The organism is Streptococcus sp. 20925_1_77, assembly GCF_041432125.1.
Lineage (GTDB): Bacteria > Bacillota > Bacilli > Lactobacillales > Streptococcaceae > Streptococcus.
Genome location: NZ_JAPVZB010000008.1, coordinates 50,360 through 69,382 on the forward strand (window position 1 = coordinate 50,360; position 19,023 = coordinate 69,382).

Genomic DNA, 19,023 nt, shown 5'->3' on the forward strand with positions numbered 1-19,023 from the left:
ATTGATAAAAGGAAGAATAGAAACTGTTAGCCTGTAGGGCTATTATTAAATAAATGAATTAAAATTATGTAAACAACCAAACCGCAGCCAATTGGTCTGCTTATTCCTAAGAACAAATAAAAATTATGTAAATTAGAGGTAAGAACTATGAACAACAACTTTAACAATATGGATGATCTTTTCAATCAACTAATGGGCAACATGGGTGGTTTTCGTTCTGAAAGCCGTCGCTACATGATTAATGGTCGTGAAGTGACACCAGAAGAATTCGCTATCTACCGTCAAACTGGTCAACTTCCAAATGAAGGAAGTGAGCAAGCGCAACACCATCAAGCTAAAGGAATGAAACAAGATGGGATCCTTGCAAAACTTGGTCGCAACTTGACCGAAGAAGCACGTGAAGGAAAACTGGATCCGGTTATCGGACGCAATAAAGAAATTCAAGAAACGGCTGAAATCTTGTCTCGTCGTACCAAGAACAACCCTGTCCTTGTAGGGGATGCCGGTGTTGGTAAAACAGCAGTTGTAGAAGGTTTGGCACAAGCTATTGTGAACGGGGACGTTCCAGCTGCCATCAAGAACAAAGAGGTCATCTCCATTGATATTTCTGGTCTTGAAGCAGGGACTCAATACCGTGGTAGCTTTGAAGAAAATATTCAAAATCTGATCCAAGAAGTCAAGGCGATGGGAAATGTCATTCTCTTCTTTGATGAAATCCATCAAATCCTTGGTGCAGGTAGCACAGGTGATGGTCAAGGATCTAAAGGTCTTGCGGATATCATCAAACCGGCTCTTTCACGTGGGGAATTGACAGTCATTGGTGCAACTACTCAAGATGAATACCGTAACACCATCTTGAAGAATGCGGCCCTTGCTCGTCGTTTCAACGAAGTGAAGGTTAATGCTCCATCAGCTGAAGATACGTTCAAGATTCTTCAAGGGATCCGTGATCTTTATGAAAAACACCACAATGTCATCTTGCCAGATGAAGTTTTGAAAGCAGCGGTTGATTATTCGATCCAATACATTCCACAACGTAGCTTGCCTGATAAGGCCATTGACTTGGTCGATGTAACAGCTGCTCACTTGGCGGCTCAACATCCAGTAACAGATGTCCATGCCGTGGAACATGAAATTGAAGAAGAAAAAACCAAACAAGAAGAAGCTGCGGCGAAAGAAGATTACGAAGCAGCTTTGAAAGCAAAAGTTCGTATCGAAGAACTTGAAAAGAAAATTGAAAACCATACAGAAGACCATAAGGTAACTGCAACAATCAACGATGTGGCTGAATCAGTAGAACGGATGACTGGTATTCCAGTGTCACAAATGGGTGCAACTGATATCGAACGTTTGAAAGATATGGGTCACCGTTTGCAAACGAAAGTTATCGGTCAAGACAAGGCTGTTGAAGCAGTAGCGCGTGCTATTCGTCGGAACCGTGCAGGATTTGACGAAGGTAACCGCCCAATTGGTAGCTTCCTCTTTGTAGGTCCGACTGGTGTTGGTAAGACTGAATTGGCTAAACAATTGGCTCTTGATATGTTCGGAACCAAAGATGCCATCATCCGTTTGGACATGTCAGAATACAGCGACCGTACAGCCGTTTCTAAATTGATTGGTACAACAGCTGGTTATGTTGGTTATGATGACAATAGCAATACTTTGACAGAACGTGTTCGTCGTAACCCTTACTCAATCGTCCTTCTTGACGAAATTGAAAAGGCGGATCCTCAAGTGATCACCCTTCTCCTCCAAGTTTTGGACGATGGTCGTTTGACAGATGGTCAAGGGAATACGGTCAACTTCAAGAACACTGTAATTATCGCTACTTCAAACGCTGGATTTGGTTACGAAGCTAACTTGACAGAAGATGCGGATAAACCAGAACTCATGGATCGTTTGAAACCTTACTTCCGTCCAGAATTCTTGAACCGTTTCAACGCTGTGATTGAATTCTCACACTTGAGCAAGGAAGACCTTTCTAAGATTGTGGATTTGATGTTGGTAGATGTCAATAAGACCCTTTCTAAGAAAGAAATCGACTTGGCAGTGAGCGATGCAGCTAAAGAATATATGACTGAAGAAGGTTATGATGAAGTGATGGGTGTTCGTCCACTCCGTCGGGTAGTTGAACAACAAATCCGTGACAAAGTCACAGACTTCCACTTGGATAACCTTGATGCTAAACACCTAGAAGCTGATATGGAAGATGGTGTACTTGTGATCAGAGAAAAAGACACAAAGAAAAAAGAAACCACTGATAAACAAGCAGAATAAGGCGAATTAGTTTGTGAAAATAGAGGCTGCTATATGATAGCAGCCTTTATTTTTTCTTCCCACCTGGGGGAAATTATTCGCTGTATAAGGCTAAAATCCCCCTATTTGGGCCAAAAAAACATCAATAATTAGTGAAATTAACCCAAATTGAGCAAATTTATTAATAAATAAAGAAAATAAGTATATAATCTATACAAGAATAAAATTTGAGGAATGGAAGTAAGATGAGCAATACAATTGATATCTACTCAACTCCCGAATACAGAAAAGTAGAAGCCGTTGTTCAACTGATGGTTGATGGTCGCTTGACGAGCTATCGTGTCGCAACTGAAACAAACATCAGCAAAATGAGCTTGGCGACTTTGACGAAGGGAACGAGTAAAATCAAAAATATTACCTATCAAACGGCTTTGGCCTTGATTGATTGGTATGATGAGAATCACGAAAAGTATGGCATTACGATTGACTAGTCAGTAGCCCACTTTTCGTGGTTTTTTTCTTTTGCATCAAAATCTGAGACTGGAGTCTGATTTTGCTTGAAGAGGATGGGAAAACTTGAAAAGGCGGGCGAAATTTGATATAGTATAGCATATATGAAAATTAAAGGAGAAACATATGCAAGGCGGAAGTTTGCTAATTATGCTTGTTCTTATGGTCGGTTTGATGTATTTCATGAGCCGTAGCCAAAAGAAACAGTACCAAAAACGGATGGAAAGTTTGAATAAACTTCAAAAAGGAAATGAAGTCATCACGATTGGTGGCTTGTACGGAACCATCGATGAAGTCGATACAGATCGCAAGACCGTTGTCTTGGATGTTGATGGTGTCTACCTGACCTTTGAATTGGGAGCGATCAAAACAGTTCTTCCTGTATCAGAAGGGATCTCAGCCACTGCTACAGAATCTGCTAGCTCAGATGTCGATTCAGCTATCGAAGAATAATCATCAAAGAAGAGGCAAGAGCCTCTTTTTTGGTGGGCAAATGGAATTGCACGATGAAGGAAAGGCCTGCTCGTTCAAAATAGAGGCCAGTATCCCTATTTTATGGGGATTTATGGTATAATGAAGCGATAAATATTGAAATAGGTAGAAAAACATGTTTCGTTTTAAGAAGAAAGAAAAAATCGAGATCCCTTTAGAAGTCCCGAAACATATTGGCATTATTATGGATGGCAATGGTCGTTGGGCAAAAAAGCGGATGCAACCGCGCGTCTTTGGTCATAAGGCAGGGATGGAAGCTCTCCAAGAAGTGACGATTGCAGCAAAAAATATGGGAGTTCAGGTCTTGACGGTCTATGCCTTTTCGACGGAAAACTGGACACGCCCTGAAGATGAAGTCAAGTTTATCATGCACTTGCCAGTTGAGTTTTATGATCGCTTTGTCCCTGAATTGCATCGCAATAATGTCAAGATTCAAATGATCGGTGACACTAAGAAATTACCCAAAGAAACATTAGAAGCTTTGGAAAGAGCAGAAGCGATGACCCACCTCAATACGGGCTTGATCCTGAATTTCGCACTCAATTATGGTGGACGTGCAGAGATTACTCAGGCTGTGAAGCAGATCGCTCATGAAGTCTTGGATGCGAAGTTCAGTCCAGAAGATATCACAGAAGAGATGATCGCAGATTATCTCTATACCGAGAGTTTGCCACGTGTCCTAAGGGATCCGGATTTGATTATCCGTACCAGCGGAGAAATCCGTTTGAGTAATTTCCTTCCTTGGCAGGCCGCCTATAGTGAGTTGTATTTCACAGATGTCATGTGGCCAGATTTTGGAGAAGAGGCACTAAGAAGTGCTGTAGTAGAATATAGCCATCGCCACCGGAGATTTGGCGGTGTTTAGGAGAAAATGATGACGAAAGATTTACAAAAACGTGTAATTTTTGGAGGAATTGCCCTGCTCTTTTTCATTCCAACAGTAATGGTTGGAGGGATGTTCTTCCAGATTGTAATTGGTTTGATCGCTATGTTAGGGGTTCATGAATTACTCAAGATGAAGGGGCTTGAAACAGCGACCTTTGAAGGAGCGCTAGCCATGTTGGCGGCCTTTGTCTTAACCTTGCCGATTGAGGACTATCTGCCTTACCTTCCAGCAGATGGCAATATGATTGCCTATGGTCTGATTATCTTGATTCTCATGGGAACAACTGTTCTTGCTCAGAATTACAATTATGAGGATGTGGTTTACCCCATCGCATCTAGCTTTTATGTTGGACTTGGTTTCCATTCATTAGTGGATGCGCGAATTGCTGGTATTGATAAGGTCTTATTGGCACTCTTTATTGTCTGGGCGACAGATTCCGGTGCCTATTTAGTAGGAAGTCGCTTTGGGAAACGTAAGCTTATGCCTGCGGTTTCTCCTAATAAAACGATTGAAGGAAGTCTTGGGGGAATCTTGTCTGCAGTTGCGGTAACTGTGATCTATATGATCGTGGATCGCTCGGTGGCAGGTGGGCATGGTTTTCTAGCTATGATCTTCTTTACCATTCTCTTTAGTATTGCAGGTCAGTTTGGCGACCTGGTAGAGAGTGCAATTAAACGCCACTTCGGTGTGAAAGATTCTGGAAAATTTATTCCAGGACATGGCGGTGTTCTAGACCGTTTTGATAGTTTGATTTTTGTCTTTCCCTTGATGCATTTCTTGGGATTGTTCTAAGACAGAAGAGATAGAAAGGAAACCACGTATAGAACGATGCAGTTTATTGCCTTTATAGTTATTTTTGGAGTGATCGTTCTCGTTCACGAGTTTGGTCATTTCTATTTTGCAAAAAAATCGGGCATCCTAGTGCGAGAATTTTCGATCGGGATGGGTCCGAAAATCTTTGCCCATATTGGTCAAGATGGGACAGCGTATACGATTCGGATCCTACCTTTAGGGGGCTATGTTCGTATGGCTGGCTGGGGTGAAGATACAACGGAGATTAAAACCGGAACTCCTGTCAGCTTGACGGTAAATGAGGCTGGCAAGGTCATCCGGATCAATCTTTCAGGAAAGAATCTAGATCAGACAGCCCTTCCTATGAATGTCACCCAGTTTGACTTTGAAGATAAATTAGAAATCACAGGCTTGGTTCTCGATGAGACAAAGACCTATAGTGTCGATCATGATGCAACCATCGTTGAGGAAGATGGGACAGAAGTGCGGATTGCACCGAGAGATGTTCAGTATCAGAATGCCAGCATTTGGGGACGGTTAATCACCAACTTTGCGGGTCCTATGAACAACTTTATCCTCAGTATTGTTGTCTACTCACTCTTAGCCTTTATGCGAGGCGGTGCGATTGACTACTACAGCAACAATGTTCAGGTGGCCCCCGATGGGGCGCTGGCCAAGGTCGGTGTCAAAAGCAATGTTCAGATTCTTCAGGTAAACAACGATACCGTTAGCAACTGGGATGAGTTGACAGATGCTGTTGAAAAAGCGACCAAGGACAGCAAGACGGCTCCTGAATTGACCCTGAAGGTCAAGACAGATGGTCAAGAAAAAGAAGTTAAAGTGAAGCCAACCAAGTCAGGAAATCGTTACTATCTGGGTGTGACAAACGGCCTCAAGACAGGATTTGTGGATAAACTCTTGTCTGGTTTTACAGATACCTGGAATACAGCGACCCGGATCCTGGGAGCCCTGAAAGATATCATTTTCCACTTTAGTCTCAATAAACTGGGTGGTCCGGTTGCCATCTACAATGCCAGCTCACAAGCTGCTCAATTAGGGATTCCGGCAGTCTTATCACTTATGGCCATGCTCTCCATCAATATTGGGATCTTCAATCTAATCCCGATTCCGGCCCTGGATGGTGGAAAAATCTTGATCAATTTGATCGAAGTGGTCCGGAGAAAGCCACTGAAACAAGAAGTAGAAACCTATATGACGCTTGCAGGTGTAGCTGTAATGGTTATTTTAATGATTGCTGTCACCTGGAATGATATTATGAAATTATTTTTGAAATAGAAAAGGATATTGTCCATGAAACAAAGTAAAATGTTGATTCCAACGCTTCGCGAAATGCCAAGCGATGCCCAAGTCATTAGCCATGCTCTGATGTTGCGTGCGGGTTATGTTCGCCAAGTATCAGCTGGTGTCTATTCTTATCTGCCACTTGCTAATCGTGTGATTGAAAAAGCAAAAGGCATCATGCGCCAAGAATTCGAAAAAATTGGAGCAGTAGAAATGCTAGCTCCAGCCCTTTTGAGTGCAGATCTCTGGCGTGAATCTGGTCGTTACGAAACTTACGGGGAAGACCTCTATAAGTTGAAAAACCGTGAAGGCTCTGACTTTATCTTGGGCCCAACCCATGAAGAAACCTTTACCGCTATTGTGCGCGACTCAGTGAAATCATACAAACAATTGCCATTGAATCTCTACCAAATCCAACCAAAATACCGCGATGAAAAACGCCCACGTAATGGTCTTCTTCGGACCCGTGAGTTTATCATGAAAGATGGTTACAGTTTCCATGCCAACTATGATAGCTTGGATGTTACTTATGATGAGTACAAGGCAGCTTATGAGCGGATCTTCACCCGCAGCGGCATCGACTTCAAGGCCATCATCGGTGATGGTGGTGCCATGGGCGGAAAAGATAGCCAAGAGTTTATGGCTGTTACACCTGCTCGTACTGACTTGGATCGTTGGGTTGTTTTAGACAAATCGGTGGCTTCATTTGATGAGATTCCAGCAGAAGTCCAAGAAGAAATCAAAGCAGAATTGCTCAAATGGATGGTCTCTGGTGAAGATACTATTGCCTATTCAAGTGAATCAACCTATGCTGCAAACTTGGAAATGGCTACCAATGAATACAAGCCAAGTAACCGTGTCGTAGCAGAAGAAGAAGTGAAACGCGTGGAAACGCCAGGTGTCAAATCCATTGATGAAGTGGCAGCCTTCTTGAATGTCCCAGAAGAAGCAACGATCAAGACTTTGGTGTATATTGCGGATGATGAGCCAGTTGTGGCCCTTCTTGTTGGCAATGACCAGCTTAATGAAGTGAAGTTGAAAAATTACCTCGGAGCAGATTTCTTTGAACCTGCAACCGAAGTGGAAGTGAAAGAATTATTGAGAGCTGATTTTGGATCTCTCGGTCCAGTTGATCTTCCTGAAAATGTCAAAATCATTGCAGACCGCAAGGTCCAAGATAGCCGCAATGCAGTTGTCGGAGCAAATGAAACAGGCTACCACTTGACCGGTGTGAATCCAGGACGCGACTTTACCGCAGAATACGTCGATATCCGTGAAGTTCGGGAAGGCGAGATTTCACCAGATGGGAAAGGGGTCTTGAACTTTGCGCGCGGGATCGAAATCGGTCACATTTTCAAACTCGGCACACGCTACTCAGCTAGCATGGGAGCAGATGTCTTGGACGAAAACGGTCGCGCGGTTCCAATCATCATGGGCTGCTACGGGATCGGTGTGAGCCGTCTTCTTTCAGCCGTTATGGAGCAACATGCTCGTCTCTTTGTCAATAAGACGCCAAAAGGGGAATACCGTTACGCTTGGGGTATTAACTTCCCTAAAGAATTGGCGCCATTTGATGTGCATTTGATTCCAGTCAATGTCAAGGATGAAGCGAGTCTTGATTTGACTAATCGGATTGAAGAAGCCTTGGTTCATAAAGGCTATGAAGTCTTGGTGGATGACCGAAATGAGCGGGCTGGTGTCAAATTCAGCGATAGTGATTTGATTGGTCTTCCAATCCGTGTCACAGTTGGTAAAAAAGTAGCTGAAGGCATCGTTGAAGTGAAAATCAAAGCGACAGGAGATACCATCGAAGTGCATGCGGACAATCTCCTTGAAACCCTTTCAATCTTGAACAAATAAGAAAAAAGCTTTCTGAGCCTTAACCAGGTGTTAAGGGACTCAGAGAGCTCTTTTTATTTATCTTCTTTGAGGCCTTGATCTTTGAAATAGGTAAAGAGATCTTGTGGTTTGCCTTTAAGATATTTCAACATGGTAGTGTTGGTTTCTTCCCCTTGATCAGCCAGTAATTTCACAAAATCTTCTTTTTTCATTTGAGTAAAATCAACATGCATAACGTTTGTATAGGTCTGTTTATCATCAGCGATTTTGATGCTTGTGTTGATCCCAGCTTGTCCGTTAACACCGCGTTTGGAATTTGCTTTATCAGCTTCTTCTTGGTAGACTTCTTTCAATTCAGCGACATCTGATTTTTGCATATCTTCCGGTATTGGTGCAACGCCCATGATAGTCATCGAAACAATCTCATCTTTTTTGTAGCCAATTTGAATTTTGTTTTGATAATGATCACCGAGGTCGCTAACAAAGGTCTTGGTTTGGACTTGCTCCTTTTGGGTTTGAGTGGCCTCTTGCTTGGAAGAAGCGCTAGTAGTTCCTTTTCCTTGTTGACCTTGGCTACAAGCAGTAAGGGCAAGTAGACAGACAGCGGTAAGTAGAAATTTTTTCATAAATACTCCTTATAAGTTAATGGTGTTCGATCTTGTATGAAACAAGCTCTAAACAGTTCTCATTATACCATAAAAGCTTAAAAAATGAAAAAATATACAAAAAACGCCAAAAATTGTATCTAAAAACACCTAAAATCAACAATTTCTATCTATGTGTTGAGTTAATATAGAAGGACAGAGTGTCTTCTTTTTTACCCGGAAATAATACTAGTTGGAGACTACTGGGGCAAGGAATTTCAGAAAAATGTTACAGTTATATGACAAAGTGTTACACAGCTGTAACAAAGTTACAATGTTTTATCAGTTAGCCCTCTAAACTTGACATTCTAGCAATATTTCATTAAGATATTTTTAAGTAAATAATACAAAAAGGGAGCAAAAGGTAAAATATACAGTTATCTGGCATTTTACTAATTCGTACTAAAATGTATTGTTTATGAAAAAAATATAAGGGTATCAGCCCAAAAGGAGAAACATATGGCTCAAATTAAATTAACTCCAGAAGAACTACGTCAATCAGCACAACGCTATGCACAAGGTTCTCAAGAAATCGATCAAATCCTTAACACTTTGACTCACGAACAACAAGTCATCGACGCAAACTGGGATGGATCTGCATTTGATAGCTTTGAAGCACAATTCAACGAATTGTCTCCAAAAATCAAACAATTCGCTCAATTGTTGGAAGACATCAACGCTCAATTGATCAAAGTTGCTGATATCGTTGAACAAACTGACCAAGATATCGCTGCACAAATCCACTAAGATAGTCTTGGAGGTGATCTTACTTCTTGTAGGTAGATCACCCTTTTGTCTTTTGATATATAGAAAATAGGGGTTAGATTCTTAATTCCTAACCCCTATTTTGTATCTATGAATTAGAAAAAGGAAAAGGTATGGAAGTTAAAAATAAAAAATGGTTAAAATACATTGGTCAGAGCGCAGTTGTGCTCCTTTTGATGGGATCTGTAGTGGGTCTTTATACGACGGTTCAAAAGGACCAAAAGCAAAACGAAGCCAAGACCGTACAAACGACAGAAAACACCAAGCTCAATATTGCGGTGGTCAATGAAGACAAGGCGGTTAAACTGAATGATAAAGAATACAACCTTGGGGCTAGCTATGTAAAGAATATCGAACGGGATAATTCGCAAAACTGGTCTGTCCTCCCTCGTGGAGCTGCTGAGTCAGGGCTTGCAGATGGCAAGTACCAGTTGATGATCGTCATTCCAAGTGACTTCTCAGAGAAGGTCTTGGAAGTGAACGCAGTCAATGCAGAGAAGACCACGGTGACGTATAAGGTTAATGCGGCTGGGAATTCTCAGGTTGAAAACGAGGCCAATAAAGTCGCTAAAGATATCGTTTCAGACTTGAATAGCCAATTGGTTGATATGTATATGGTCAGCATTTTGAGCAACCTTTATACAGCTCAGAAAAACGTGGAGACAAGTAACAAGATCCAATCGACCAATATTGGTTCTTACCGAAGCAACTTGCTGAATTCGGCTTTGGATTCGAAGAATATCTTCCCGAGTCTCTATAGCTTGTCGACATCATCTGTCGAGTCGAACAATGCTTTGAAGACAGTTCTTGAGTCTTATACCCAGGCTTTTGATCAGTTGACCCAATCTCAGAATCAGTACGGTCAAAACTTTGACACATTGATTAAGCAACGCTCTGAGGACAAGATTAGCCATGAAGAGTTCATGAACCAGCTGATGTCTATGAACCAGTCTGTTGTCAGTGAAAAAACGCAAGAGTTGTATAAAAATTTACAACAAAACCAAGAAGCGATTACCAAGCAATTGAGTCAACCAGCTGAAACAGGAGGAGATGCTTCAGGTACCAAGACCTATGCAGGCTTGACCAAAGATGTGAATGATCGTGTGGCAGACCTCGAAAAAGGGATCAAGGCAGAACGCGACAAATTAGATGAGCACGAAAATAACATCGAAACTTCTGTAAAAGCGAAGATCCTTGACTACTATGGTCTAAAAGAAGGAGACAAAGTCACCCTTCGTACCTTGATTGGGAAGACGAGTATCAAGACCTTAAGTGAGGCACGTAATAAAGCGGATGATACTATTCGTCAAGCGATTGAAAAGTTGCCGTCTTTAGATCCTGCTAGTCTTAATCTGAATAAATATGGGAATCTCAATACAGCAATTCATTTTGATAGTACTTTTGCTGGGACGATGGCGAAAGCAAATGGAAATGCTGATTATTTAAAAACTTTGGCTGCAGAAGTAGATGCCAAATCAACTGCAGTTGCCGATGTCCTCAATGCTAAATCTGGAAAACAGAAGGTTAGCATCCAAGTACCAGCAGGAGTCAAGGTGGATACTTGGACCTATGATGGACATACTTATGCAGGTAGCGGCGAGCAGGAAGTCGAACTGAAAGATGGCAAACAAATCCAAATTCACCTTGTTGAAGATGGAGGAGCTATGCCAAGCGCAATTGATGTTGAAGTTCTTGTGAATGGGGTTTCTTCAACCAGTGTGACGGTATCAGCAGAAGATTTAAAAACAGCTGTCGCTAACTATGCGTCGAAAGCTAGTGAAATTGCTTTGGATTATCAACGCGCAGGAGCATTGATTGATGCTTACTATCCAGAAGATGACAACCATGTTCGTCATTCACTCTATGATCCAATCGAAGATATGGATTTGACAAACGCTTTGGTCGACGTCGTGAAGGCTGCTGTTTCAAGTAACATAAAGGACTACCGTAAGAGTATTGAAACGGATGAATCTGGGGATGCTACGAATAGTGTGAAAGCTCAGTTAGATGGCACACTTAAACAGTTGCAAGACTTGGGACCACAATTGCAGGCTAACCTTGCAGCAATCGAAAACACTAACAAGGATTTAACCCAAAATATCAACGATCAATTGACGCAGTATGCAGACCTTCAAAAACGCTTAGAGGCTATCTCAACTGCACAAGCAACCGTTACGGAAGCTCAAACCAAGACGGATGCAGACTTGTCAGCTCTTGGTTCTGAATACACCTCCTTGTTGACTTCGACAGAAGGTGTTAAGAGTTCATCTCGTAGCAATGTAGAAGCTGCTAACTCTACCAATGAAATCTTTAGCCAATTGAACAAAGAATTGGAAAGAGCCCAAGGGAATACAGAGAAATTGTCTAGCAATGCAGAGAGCTTGATGGGTGAATTCGACAAGGAATTGTCTGAAAACGGGAACTTCGTCGAAGCCTTCCGTAAAGTCTTCAACAACGCCTATGAAAATGGTGTGCCAAATGAAGTCTTGCTCGACTTCTTGTCAAATCCAGTTGCAGAGAAATCTTCTTCTGTAAAAGCGACCATCAATGTTTACCGTCCATTTATCTGGATCTTTATGCTAGAAATTTTGAGCCTCTTTACAGCTTATCTCTTTGCGACTCAGCCAATCATCCGTAAGGTGAAAGATCGTTTCAAATTAAATCGCTTGCAAGAATCAGATCTCTTGTCTGTCGGTGTCCTTGTAGGACTTTCTCTCATCCTTGGACTGGTGATCGGAATGATTTCAAGTATTCAACTCTCTGTTGGTCGTGAATATGTACCTTCATGGGTATTCTTAGCGGTTCTAGCAAGTTTTGTCTTGGTACAACTGCAATACCTCCTCTTGAAACACTTCCGTGTGATTGGAATGGGACTGGCCTTCTTCATGTTGATCAGTTATGTCTACCTATCAAGCGCGATCGGAACGACCGCGACCTTGTCAGGCCTTCCAGCACTGGTGAAAAATGTCAACCTCCTTTCTATTTTAGAAGGACAGTTTGCGGGTTACTTTGATGGACAAACAGCCGGTATCGGCGTCTTCTTCGGATTGTTGGTCTTCTTCGGACTTTTGGCGGTTGCCAATATCTTCATTCCAAAGAAGTTTACTCAAACAAAGGAAATTGAATCAAGCTTATGAAAAAAATGATGTATCTTCTCTTTGTCTTTAGTCTCTTGCCAGTAGTTGTTGTTTCTGCAGATGATTTTATTGATAATCGTCTACAGGTCAACAACTCACGTCTTGAGACAGAGCAGGAAAAGACACTCGGGGGCCAATTGGATGCCACTGAGTCTCTTTTCAATGAGAAGGATCAGAAAAAATTAGCAGATGAAAAACGCAAGCAAGAGAAACAATTGACCGATTCAGACGGCCAGTTGTTTTCTGCTATAAAGGGAAAGAAAAAAACAGGGCCTGAAGCGGACCTGTTCCAGCCGGAAAATCAAAAATTATCTAAATTTGAATCCAATGTGGAGGACAATTCGGCCAGTTTGGCGGATTTTATTCCAGCCTTGCAAGTGCTGGCTTGGAGTGCCCTTCTCTTTGGGATTGCTGGCTATATTTCTTATCGAATCTATAGAAAAGAGGCCTAAATGGACCAACATATCAATGTCACCTTCCGTATGAATGGTGCAAGCCATGACCTCCGGATCCCAACGCGGATGGAGGTGCGACGCTTGATTCGGGAATTGGATCAGATCTTTGGGTCTGCCATGGAGCCTAGAAGCAAGTATCAGTTGCGCGTGGTAAATAAGGGCATCTTGCTGGATGAAGGCAAGGTGGTACAAGAGTATCCGATCACGAGTGGTGATCTGATCGAAATTGAGGAGTGGTAAGGTGAAAGAAGAACAATTTACACTGGAAGAACAAGTCTTCCGTTTTGAAAAAGTAGAAACGAGCTGGCGACTGGACCTCAAGCGTTCAGAAGTGGATAGCCAGGATTTACGCAATTTATGGATTTTGGATCTCCATCATCCCCTGTTTTTAGAGCAAAGCATGACGGCCGATCAAGACCAGATTCATCTGACTTATCAGACGGATGCGCTGGGCTTGACTGCAGAAGAAATCAAAGAATTACCAGTTTCAGATCGTCTGCGTCTAGCTATCAATGTCTTGAATTTGGCGCCAGCCTTGGAGCTTCCAGTGACCTTTATGTTGCATCCCGTCAATTTGTTTGTGACCAAGGATGCACAAGTCAAGATTGCTTACCGCGGGGTTCCGGGAATGATGGTGCCACGCAAGTGGGATCAGGATGAATTCTTGCGCCAGGCCAAGTGTTATGCTGTCACTCTTTTTGGAGACTGGGACTTCATGGAGCTCTATCAAGGCACGCTCGAATTAGAAGATCTACCTGATTTCTTGGTGGAAATCCGTGATGCTGCTAGCTTAGAAGAGATGAAAGCTCTCTTGGAGAAAGCTTATCAAGAGCGCAAGGAAGAGGAAGAAAAGACCTTGACCTTGGTTTCAAGCCGTCAACACCGAATCTTTAAGTTGGCAACCGTATGGCTTTCCGCTGTAGTGGCCCTCTTACTTTTGCCTTTGATCTATTTGGTCTTTTTCCAAGCACCCTTTAAAGAAAAGTTGCTTCAAGCGGATACAGCCTATCTTAAGGTAGACTATACCGGTGTGATCGATGAGTTGGAGGGAGTAGCTCCAAGCAGTCTTCCAACGACGCAGAAATATGAGTTGGCGACCTCTTATTTGCAGGGCTTGAATTTCTCAGAGGACCAAAAGAAGGTCATCCTCAACAACGTCACGCTCAAGTCAGACAGCCTCTATCTCCACTACTGGATCTATATCGGCCGTCATGACTTTACCCAAGCGCTGGACACGGCCAAACGGATCGACGATTCAGACTTGATCATCTATGCCCTTCGTAAAGAAATCAAGGCGACACGTGATAGCGAAAAACTCTCTGGTGAACAGCGCGAGAAGAAACTCTCTGAGCTAGAGGGCGAATACAAGAAATACTGGGATGCCCGCTCTAAACTCTTGGAAGCAGAGACAGATGAAACCAAAGCTTCCACTAGCAGCTCAACAACGGCTTCGTCTACAGAAGGTTCCTCAACAGAAAGCTCGTCTTCTACAACTGCAAGCTCAACTGAGTCTAGCGAACACAAGGAGTAGTCTATGAAAAAACGTATCATACTCTATAAAAAAGGTTTTCGCTATGAGCTAGCACTAGAAGAGGGGAAAACAGCGACCGTATCGAATCAAGAAACGGCTCAGTTGACCATTTCTTCGCAAGAAAATCCCCTTCATTTCCAATGGAGTCAAGGGGAAATCTTTTACCAATATGGGGAAGACAAGGGCGTGCTTGAAAATAGCAAGATCCTTGGAGATGTGGTCTGCTACTTGGCGACAGGGGAAGTCCATACCTATGAGCTGCTCGACAAGGAAGAAATCCTGGTAGCAGATGAACAAGGTGTGGATGTGCGCGTGCATTATCCAGTGCGCTTTCTCCTTGTGAAAAAAGACCAGACCTGGGCTTGTCAGCTCCTATCAGGAAAACTCTACCATAACCACAAACTCGTCACTGAAGCGACTGTTCCACTAGCTTTTGGAGATGAGCTGGCGATTGGAGATGTGACCTTTAAGCTCTACCCGGAAGAATTTGGCGTGGAAGGATCGGTCGAAGTGAGTCCTTATCTGGTGCCGCGCTTGCATTCGCGCTATGATTTTTACAAGGACTATCCAGAGTACCACCGGTCTCCACGGATCATCTACCGGAGCTCAGAAGACAAGATCCTGATCAATCCTCCGGGTGCGGAGCCTCAAAAACCATCCGATGAACTCTTGAAGTTGATCATGCCACCCCTCATCATGGTTGGGGTGACCCTCTTGATCACCATTTTCCAACCGCGGGGTCTCTATATCATCGCGACGGTATCCATGTCGGTGGTCAGTGTGATCTTTTCGGTCCAAGGATTTTTCAAGAATCGTAAAAAATACAAAGAAGACAAGAAAGAGCGCGTGGAGCTCTACCATCTCTATCTCAAGGACAAGGCCAAGGACTTGGAGCAACTCTCTCGGAAGCAACGAGAAGGCATGTTTTACCATTTCCCAGCAATTGCAGAATTGACCAAGATGGTCAAACGCTATGACTCGCGGATCTATGAAAAAACACCGCTTCATTTTGACTTTTTGGCCTATCGTTTGGGCTTGGGCAAGGTTCCAACCAGCTATGAGCTCAAATATGGTCAGGAAGAACGCAGTGGGAAGAAAGATGCCTTGGAAGAAGAAGGCTATGCCCTTTTCAAGGCCCATCAAAAGATCGACAATCTTCCAATTGTAGCCAGCCTCAATCGGGGACCGGTCGGATATGTCGGTCCTCGTCCCATCGTGCTCGAGCAGTTGCAACTTCTGGTTGCCCAATTGGCTGTCTTTCACTCTTACCATGATCTGACTATTATTCCGATCATTCCAGAAGAGGAAAAAGAAAGCTGGGATTGGATGCGCTGGTTACCTCATGCGACCTTGCAAGACATGAATGTCCGTAGCTTTGTCTACAATCAGCGGACACGCGATCAGGTCTTGAACAGTCTCAACCAGATCCTCAAACTCCGAAAGGCGCAAAAGGAGGAAGAAAAAGCCAATGACACCAAGATCTTCCACCCTCACTATGTGGTCCTCATCACCGATGAAACCTTGATTTTGGACCATGTCATCATGGAGTTCTTCCGTGAGGATCCGACAGAGCTGGGCTGCTCCATCATCTATGTAGCAGACGTGCTCTCATCTCTTTCTGAAAATATCCAAACGGTTATCTCTATCAAGGACCGCAACCAAGGGCAATTGCTCTTGCAAGAAGGGGTTCTTCGGGAGCTCGACTTCCAATTGGATCACTTCCCTGAAGGCTATGACAAGGAAGCCATCTCGCGTGGCCTTGCACCTCTCAAGCATATTCAACAGCTCAAGAGCTCGATTCCGGACTCGGTGACCTTCCTTGAAATGTACCAGGCGGAAACTTTCAATGACCTCAAGGTCTTGAGTCGTTGGGAGAGCCATGCCCCTTACCAAAGTTTGGCCGTACCGATTGGTCTGCGCGGGAAGGACGATTTGGTCTACCTCAATCTCCATGAAAAAGCCCATGGACCACACGGTTTGATCGCAGGGACAACTGGTTCTGGTAAGTCTGAAACTATTCAGTCTTATATCCTGAGTCTTGCTGTCAACTTCCACCCACACGATGTGGCTTTCCTCCTCATCGACTACAAGGGTGGGGGAATGGCCAACCTCTTCAAGGATCTGCCTCACTTACTTGGGACCATCACCAACTTGGATGGTGCCCAGTCTATGCGGGCCCTAGCCTCTATCAATGCGGAGATCCATCGTCGGGAGCGCCTCTTTGGTCAATATGGGGTCAACCATATCAACCAATACCAAAAGAAATTTAAACTCGGTGAAGCGACAGAGCCGCTTCCTCACCTTTTCTTGATCAGTGATGAGTTCGCCGAGCTCAAGGTCAACCAACCAGACTTCATCAAGGAGTTGGTCTCTATCGCGCGTGTCGGGCGTTCCCTTGGGGTACACCTGATCCTTGCGACGCAAAAACCTTCTGGGGTCGTGGATGACCAGATCTGGTCCAACTCCCGCTTCAAGTTAGCTCTCAAGGTGGCAGACCGTGGCGACTCGATGGAGATGCTGCGGACGGCAGATGCGGCTCAGATCACTCAGACCGGTCGTGCTTATCTCCAAGTGGGGAACAACGAAGTCTATGAACTCTTCCAAACCGCTTGGTCAGGAGCAGACTACCAGCCTGAGAAGGACCAGCTAGGGATCGAAGACCATACCATCTACTTGATCAATGAACTGGGCCAATACGAAGTCCTCAACCAGGATCTATCCGGTCTGGATATGGCAGAAGAAATCAAGGAAGTGCCGACAGAGCTGGATGTCATCGTGCAGGAAATCAACCACTTGCACCAAGAAGAAGGCATCGCAGCTGTAGCCCAACCATGGTTGCCACCGCTCAAAGAGCGGATCACGCTGGATGAGTTGGACAAGGTCGTGCCGATCGAGGCTTGGCAAAAACGGACAGCTCCAAGCGTCCTGATCGGGGTAGCCGATATCCCACAAGCGCAAAAGCAAGAAGCGGTTGCTATCGATCTGTCAAAAGATGGGAATATCCTCCTTTACGGAAGTCCAGGGACAGGAAAGACCACGTTCCTACAGACAATTGCCATGGATCTGGCTCGCAAGCAGAGCCCAGAAAATCTGACCATGTACCTGCTGGATTTCGGAACCAATGGTTTAGCACCCTTGACGCAATTGCCACATGTGGCCGATAGCCTGCTACTCGATCAGACGGAGAAAATCCAGAAATTCATCCGGATCATCAACCGCGAGTTGGATCGCCGCAAGAAGCTCCTGTCTGAGCATGGTGTCGGCACCATCGCCCTCTACCGTGAAGTGACCGGCAAGCAAGAGCCAACCATGGTCATCCTCATGGATAGCTATGAGTCTATGAAGGACGAGCCTTATGAGACAGACCTCTTCAAGCTCTTTATGCGGATCTCCCGTGAAGGTCTCAGCATCGGAGTGCACTTGATCATCACAGCTAGCCGTCAGAACAACCTACGGGCTCAGCTCTATTCAAACTTCAAGCACCAGCTGACCTTGCCACAAAATGATATCTCTGAGATCCGTGGTATCGTGGGAGCAACCCCACTAGCATCTACGATGGAAGACATCAAGGGTCGGGCACTCATGAAACGTGACGAAGTCGATGTTGTTCAGTTCGCCCTACCAGTCGCAGGAGACAATGATATCCAAATCATCAACAACCTCCGCGACCAAGTCCAAAGTCTCAAAGAGATGTGGACAGGCCGCACTCCAGCAGGCATCCCAATGGTGCCAGATGAGTTGACAGAAGCAGCTTTCTACGGACGTGAGGATGTAGCAGCTTTATTGGATGAAGGAAAAGTACCACTTGGATTGGATTTGGAGACAGTTGAACCGGTAACATGGGATCTTAAGAAAGGCAACCTTCTCTATCTGACAGACAAGGAAGAGCAGATGACACAATTCGTCAAACAAATTGCTCGTAGCAAGCAGAAGGTGATTGTGTTGGCGCCATCCTACAATGAATTGCCAGAGATGGAAGGTGTGACGATTCTCTCTACGAAGGAAGACTATGTAGCTGGAATCAAGAAAATGGAAGAAAATATCCAATTGAGATTGGAACAGCAGAAATCACAACATGAAGCAACGATTGTACTATACAATCAACTAGAACTTATGAATGATCTAAGTATGGACCTGCAATCTAGTCTGAACTATGTCCTTGAAAAAGGGGCGCGTGCAGGCTATGCTACAGTAGCTATGAGTGGTAGTCAGTTGAATCGAAAAATTGACGAAGTATCAAAATCTATCAAACTCTATAAACAAGCAATCGTGGCCATGCGGATTACAGACCAAAGTGTCCTAAATGTTATCAATCGACCAGTCCGTGAAGAACCACTTGATAGCCAGGTGAACTACTATGTAGAAGATGGATTTGTAAGAAAAGTGAAAGTATTAATGAAATAGAAGGGGATGA

Annotated in this window: 14 protein-coding genes; 13 read left to right on the forward strand and 1 reads right to left on the reverse strand. The window is 43.9% G+C overall.

The window, feature by feature from the left end:
* Positions 1 to 147: 147 nt before the first annotated feature.
* From O3626_RS05860 to O3626_RS05890, 7 genes are all read left to right on the forward strand, one after another.
* Positions 148 to 2,277, forward strand: a complete 2,130-nt coding sequence (locus tag O3626_RS05860) for an AAA family ATPase (protein WP_371495803.1) — start codon at positions 148 to 150, stop codon at positions 2,275 to 2,277.
* Between the two features lie 224 nt (positions 2,278 to 2,501).
* Entirely contained in the window at positions 2,502 to 2,747 is a 246-nt protein-coding gene (locus O3626_RS05865; protein WP_003009969.1) for a hypothetical protein, read from the forward strand.
* A 145-nt stretch (positions 2,748 to 2,892) separates the two neighbouring features.
* Positions 2,893 to 3,219, forward strand: coding sequence for a preprotein translocase subunit YajC (gene yajC, locus O3626_RS05870; protein WP_003009970.1), 327 nt, complete (start codon positions 2,893 to 2,895; stop codon positions 3,217 to 3,219).
* A gap of 154 nt (positions 3,220 to 3,373) precedes the next feature.
* On the forward strand, positions 3,374 to 4,123 hold the full coding sequence (locus tag O3626_RS05875; RefSeq protein WP_247923503.1) for an isoprenyl transferase: 750 nt from the start codon (positions 3,374 to 3,376) through the stop codon (positions 4,121 to 4,123).
* 9 nt (positions 4,124 to 4,132) lie between these two features.
* On the forward strand, positions 4,133 to 4,936 hold the full coding sequence (locus O3626_RS05880) for a phosphatidate cytidylyltransferase (protein WP_371495806.1): 804 nt from the start codon (positions 4,133 to 4,135) through the stop codon (positions 4,934 to 4,936).
* Positions 4,937 to 4,972: 36 nt separating this feature from the next.
* Positions 4,973 to 6,232: an RIP metalloprotease RseP gene (gene rseP, locus O3626_RS05885; protein ID WP_371495808.1), complete on the forward strand. Its 1,260-nt coding sequence runs from the start codon at positions 4,973 to 4,975 to the stop codon at positions 6,230 to 6,232.
* Positions 6,233 to 6,247: 15 nt separating this feature from the next.
* Positions 6,248 to 8,098: a proline--tRNA ligase gene (locus tag O3626_RS05890; RefSeq protein ID WP_371495810.1), complete on the forward strand. Its 1,851-nt coding sequence runs from the start codon at positions 6,248 to 6,250 to the stop codon at positions 8,096 to 8,098.
* 53 nt (positions 8,099 to 8,151) lie between these two features.
* On the opposite strand, the gene O3626_RS05895 is transcribed toward O3626_RS05890, so the two are convergent.
* Complete coding sequence (locus tag O3626_RS05895; protein WP_269796000.1) at positions 8,152 to 8,703, reverse strand: hypothetical protein; 552 nt, start codon at positions 8,701 to 8,703, stop codon at positions 8,152 to 8,154.
* Positions 8,704 to 9,180: 477 nt separating this feature from the next.
* Between O3626_RS05895 and O3626_RS05900 the strand changes: the two genes are divergently transcribed.
* From O3626_RS05900 to essC, 6 genes are all read left to right on the forward strand, one after another.
* A complete protein-coding gene (locus tag O3626_RS05900; protein ID WP_031576577.1) occupies positions 9,181 to 9,468 on the forward strand; it encodes a WXG100 family type VII secretion target in 288 nt (95 codons plus the stop codon).
* Positions 9,469 to 9,599: 131 nt separating this feature from the next.
* Positions 9,600 to 12,623 carry a type VII secretion protein EsaA gene (esaA, locus tag O3626_RS05905; RefSeq protein WP_371495812.1) on the forward strand — a complete coding sequence of 1,008 codons (3,024 nt, stop codon included), beginning with the start codon at positions 9,600 to 9,602 and terminating at the stop codon, positions 12,621 to 12,623.
* The gene (gene essA, locus O3626_RS05910) at positions 12,620 to 13,075 is read left to right on the forward strand and encodes a type VII secretion protein EssA (RefSeq protein WP_371495814.1); all 456 of its coding nucleotides are present in this window, start codon (positions 12,620 to 12,622) and stop codon (positions 13,073 to 13,075) included. Before esaA ends, essA begins: the two co-directional genes overlap by 4 nt.
* Entirely contained in the window at positions 13,076 to 13,318 is a 243-nt protein-coding gene (locus O3626_RS05915; protein WP_003013697.1) for an EsaB/YukD family protein, read from the forward strand.
* Between the two features lies 1 nt (position 13,319).
* The gene (essB, locus tag O3626_RS05920; protein WP_371495816.1) at positions 13,320 to 14,609 is read left to right on the forward strand and encodes a type VII secretion protein EssB; all 1,290 of its coding nucleotides are present in this window, start codon (positions 13,320 to 13,322) and stop codon (positions 14,607 to 14,609) included.
* Between the two features lie 3 nt (positions 14,610 to 14,612).
* Positions 14,613 to 19,013: a type VII secretion protein EssC gene (gene essC, locus O3626_RS05925; RefSeq protein WP_371495818.1), complete on the forward strand. Its 4,401-nt coding sequence runs from the start codon at positions 14,613 to 14,615 to the stop codon at positions 19,011 to 19,013.
* Positions 19,014 to 19,023: the final 10 nt, after the last annotated feature.

Excerpts from the sequence above, each read along its gene's own strand:
- essA (WP_371495814.1), top strand. The coding sequence starts at position 12,620 with ATGAAAAAAATGATGTATCTTCTCTTTGTCTTTAGTCTCTTGCCAGTA.
- O3626_RS05880 (WP_371495806.1), top strand. The coding sequence starts at position 4,133 with ATGACGAAAGATTTACAAAAACGTGTAATTTTTGGAGGAATTGCCCTG.
- O3626_RS05895 (WP_269796000.1), bottom strand. The coding sequence starts at position 8,703 with ATGAAAAAATTTCTACTTACCGCTGTCTGTCTACTTGCCCTTACTGCT.
- O3626_RS05900 (WP_031576577.1), top strand. The coding sequence starts at position 9,181 with ATGGCTCAAATTAAATTAACTCCAGAAGAACTACGTCAATCAGCACAA.
- rseP (WP_371495808.1), top strand. The coding sequence starts at position 4,973 with ATGCAGTTTATTGCCTTTATAGTTATTTTTGGAGTGATCGTTCTCGTT.
- O3626_RS05865 (WP_003009969.1), top strand. The coding sequence starts at position 2,502 with ATGAGCAATACAATTGATATCTACTCAACTCCCGAATACAGAAAAGTA.
- O3626_RS05860 (WP_371495803.1), top strand. The coding sequence starts at position 148 with ATGAACAACAACTTTAACAATATGGATGATCTTTTCAATCAACTAATG.
- O3626_RS05915 (WP_003013697.1), top strand. The coding sequence starts at position 13,076 with ATGGACCAACATATCAATGTCACCTTCCGTATGAATGGTGCAAGCCAT.
- esaA (WP_371495812.1), top strand. The coding sequence starts at position 9,600 with ATGGAAGTTAAAAATAAAAAATGGTTAAAATACATTGGTCAGAGCGCA.
- yajC (WP_003009970.1), top strand. The coding sequence starts at position 2,893 with ATGCAAGGCGGAAGTTTGCTAATTATGCTTGTTCTTATGGTCGGTTTG.
- O3626_RS05875 (WP_247923503.1), top strand. The coding sequence starts at position 3,374 with ATGTTTCGTTTTAAGAAGAAAGAAAAAATCGAGATCCCTTTAGAAGTC.
- O3626_RS05890 (WP_371495810.1), top strand. The coding sequence starts at position 6,248 with ATGAAACAAAGTAAAATGTTGATTCCAACGCTTCGCGAAATGCCAAGC.
- essC (WP_371495818.1), top strand. The coding sequence starts at position 14,613 with ATGAAAAAACGTATCATACTCTATAAAAAAGGTTTTCGCTATGAGCTA.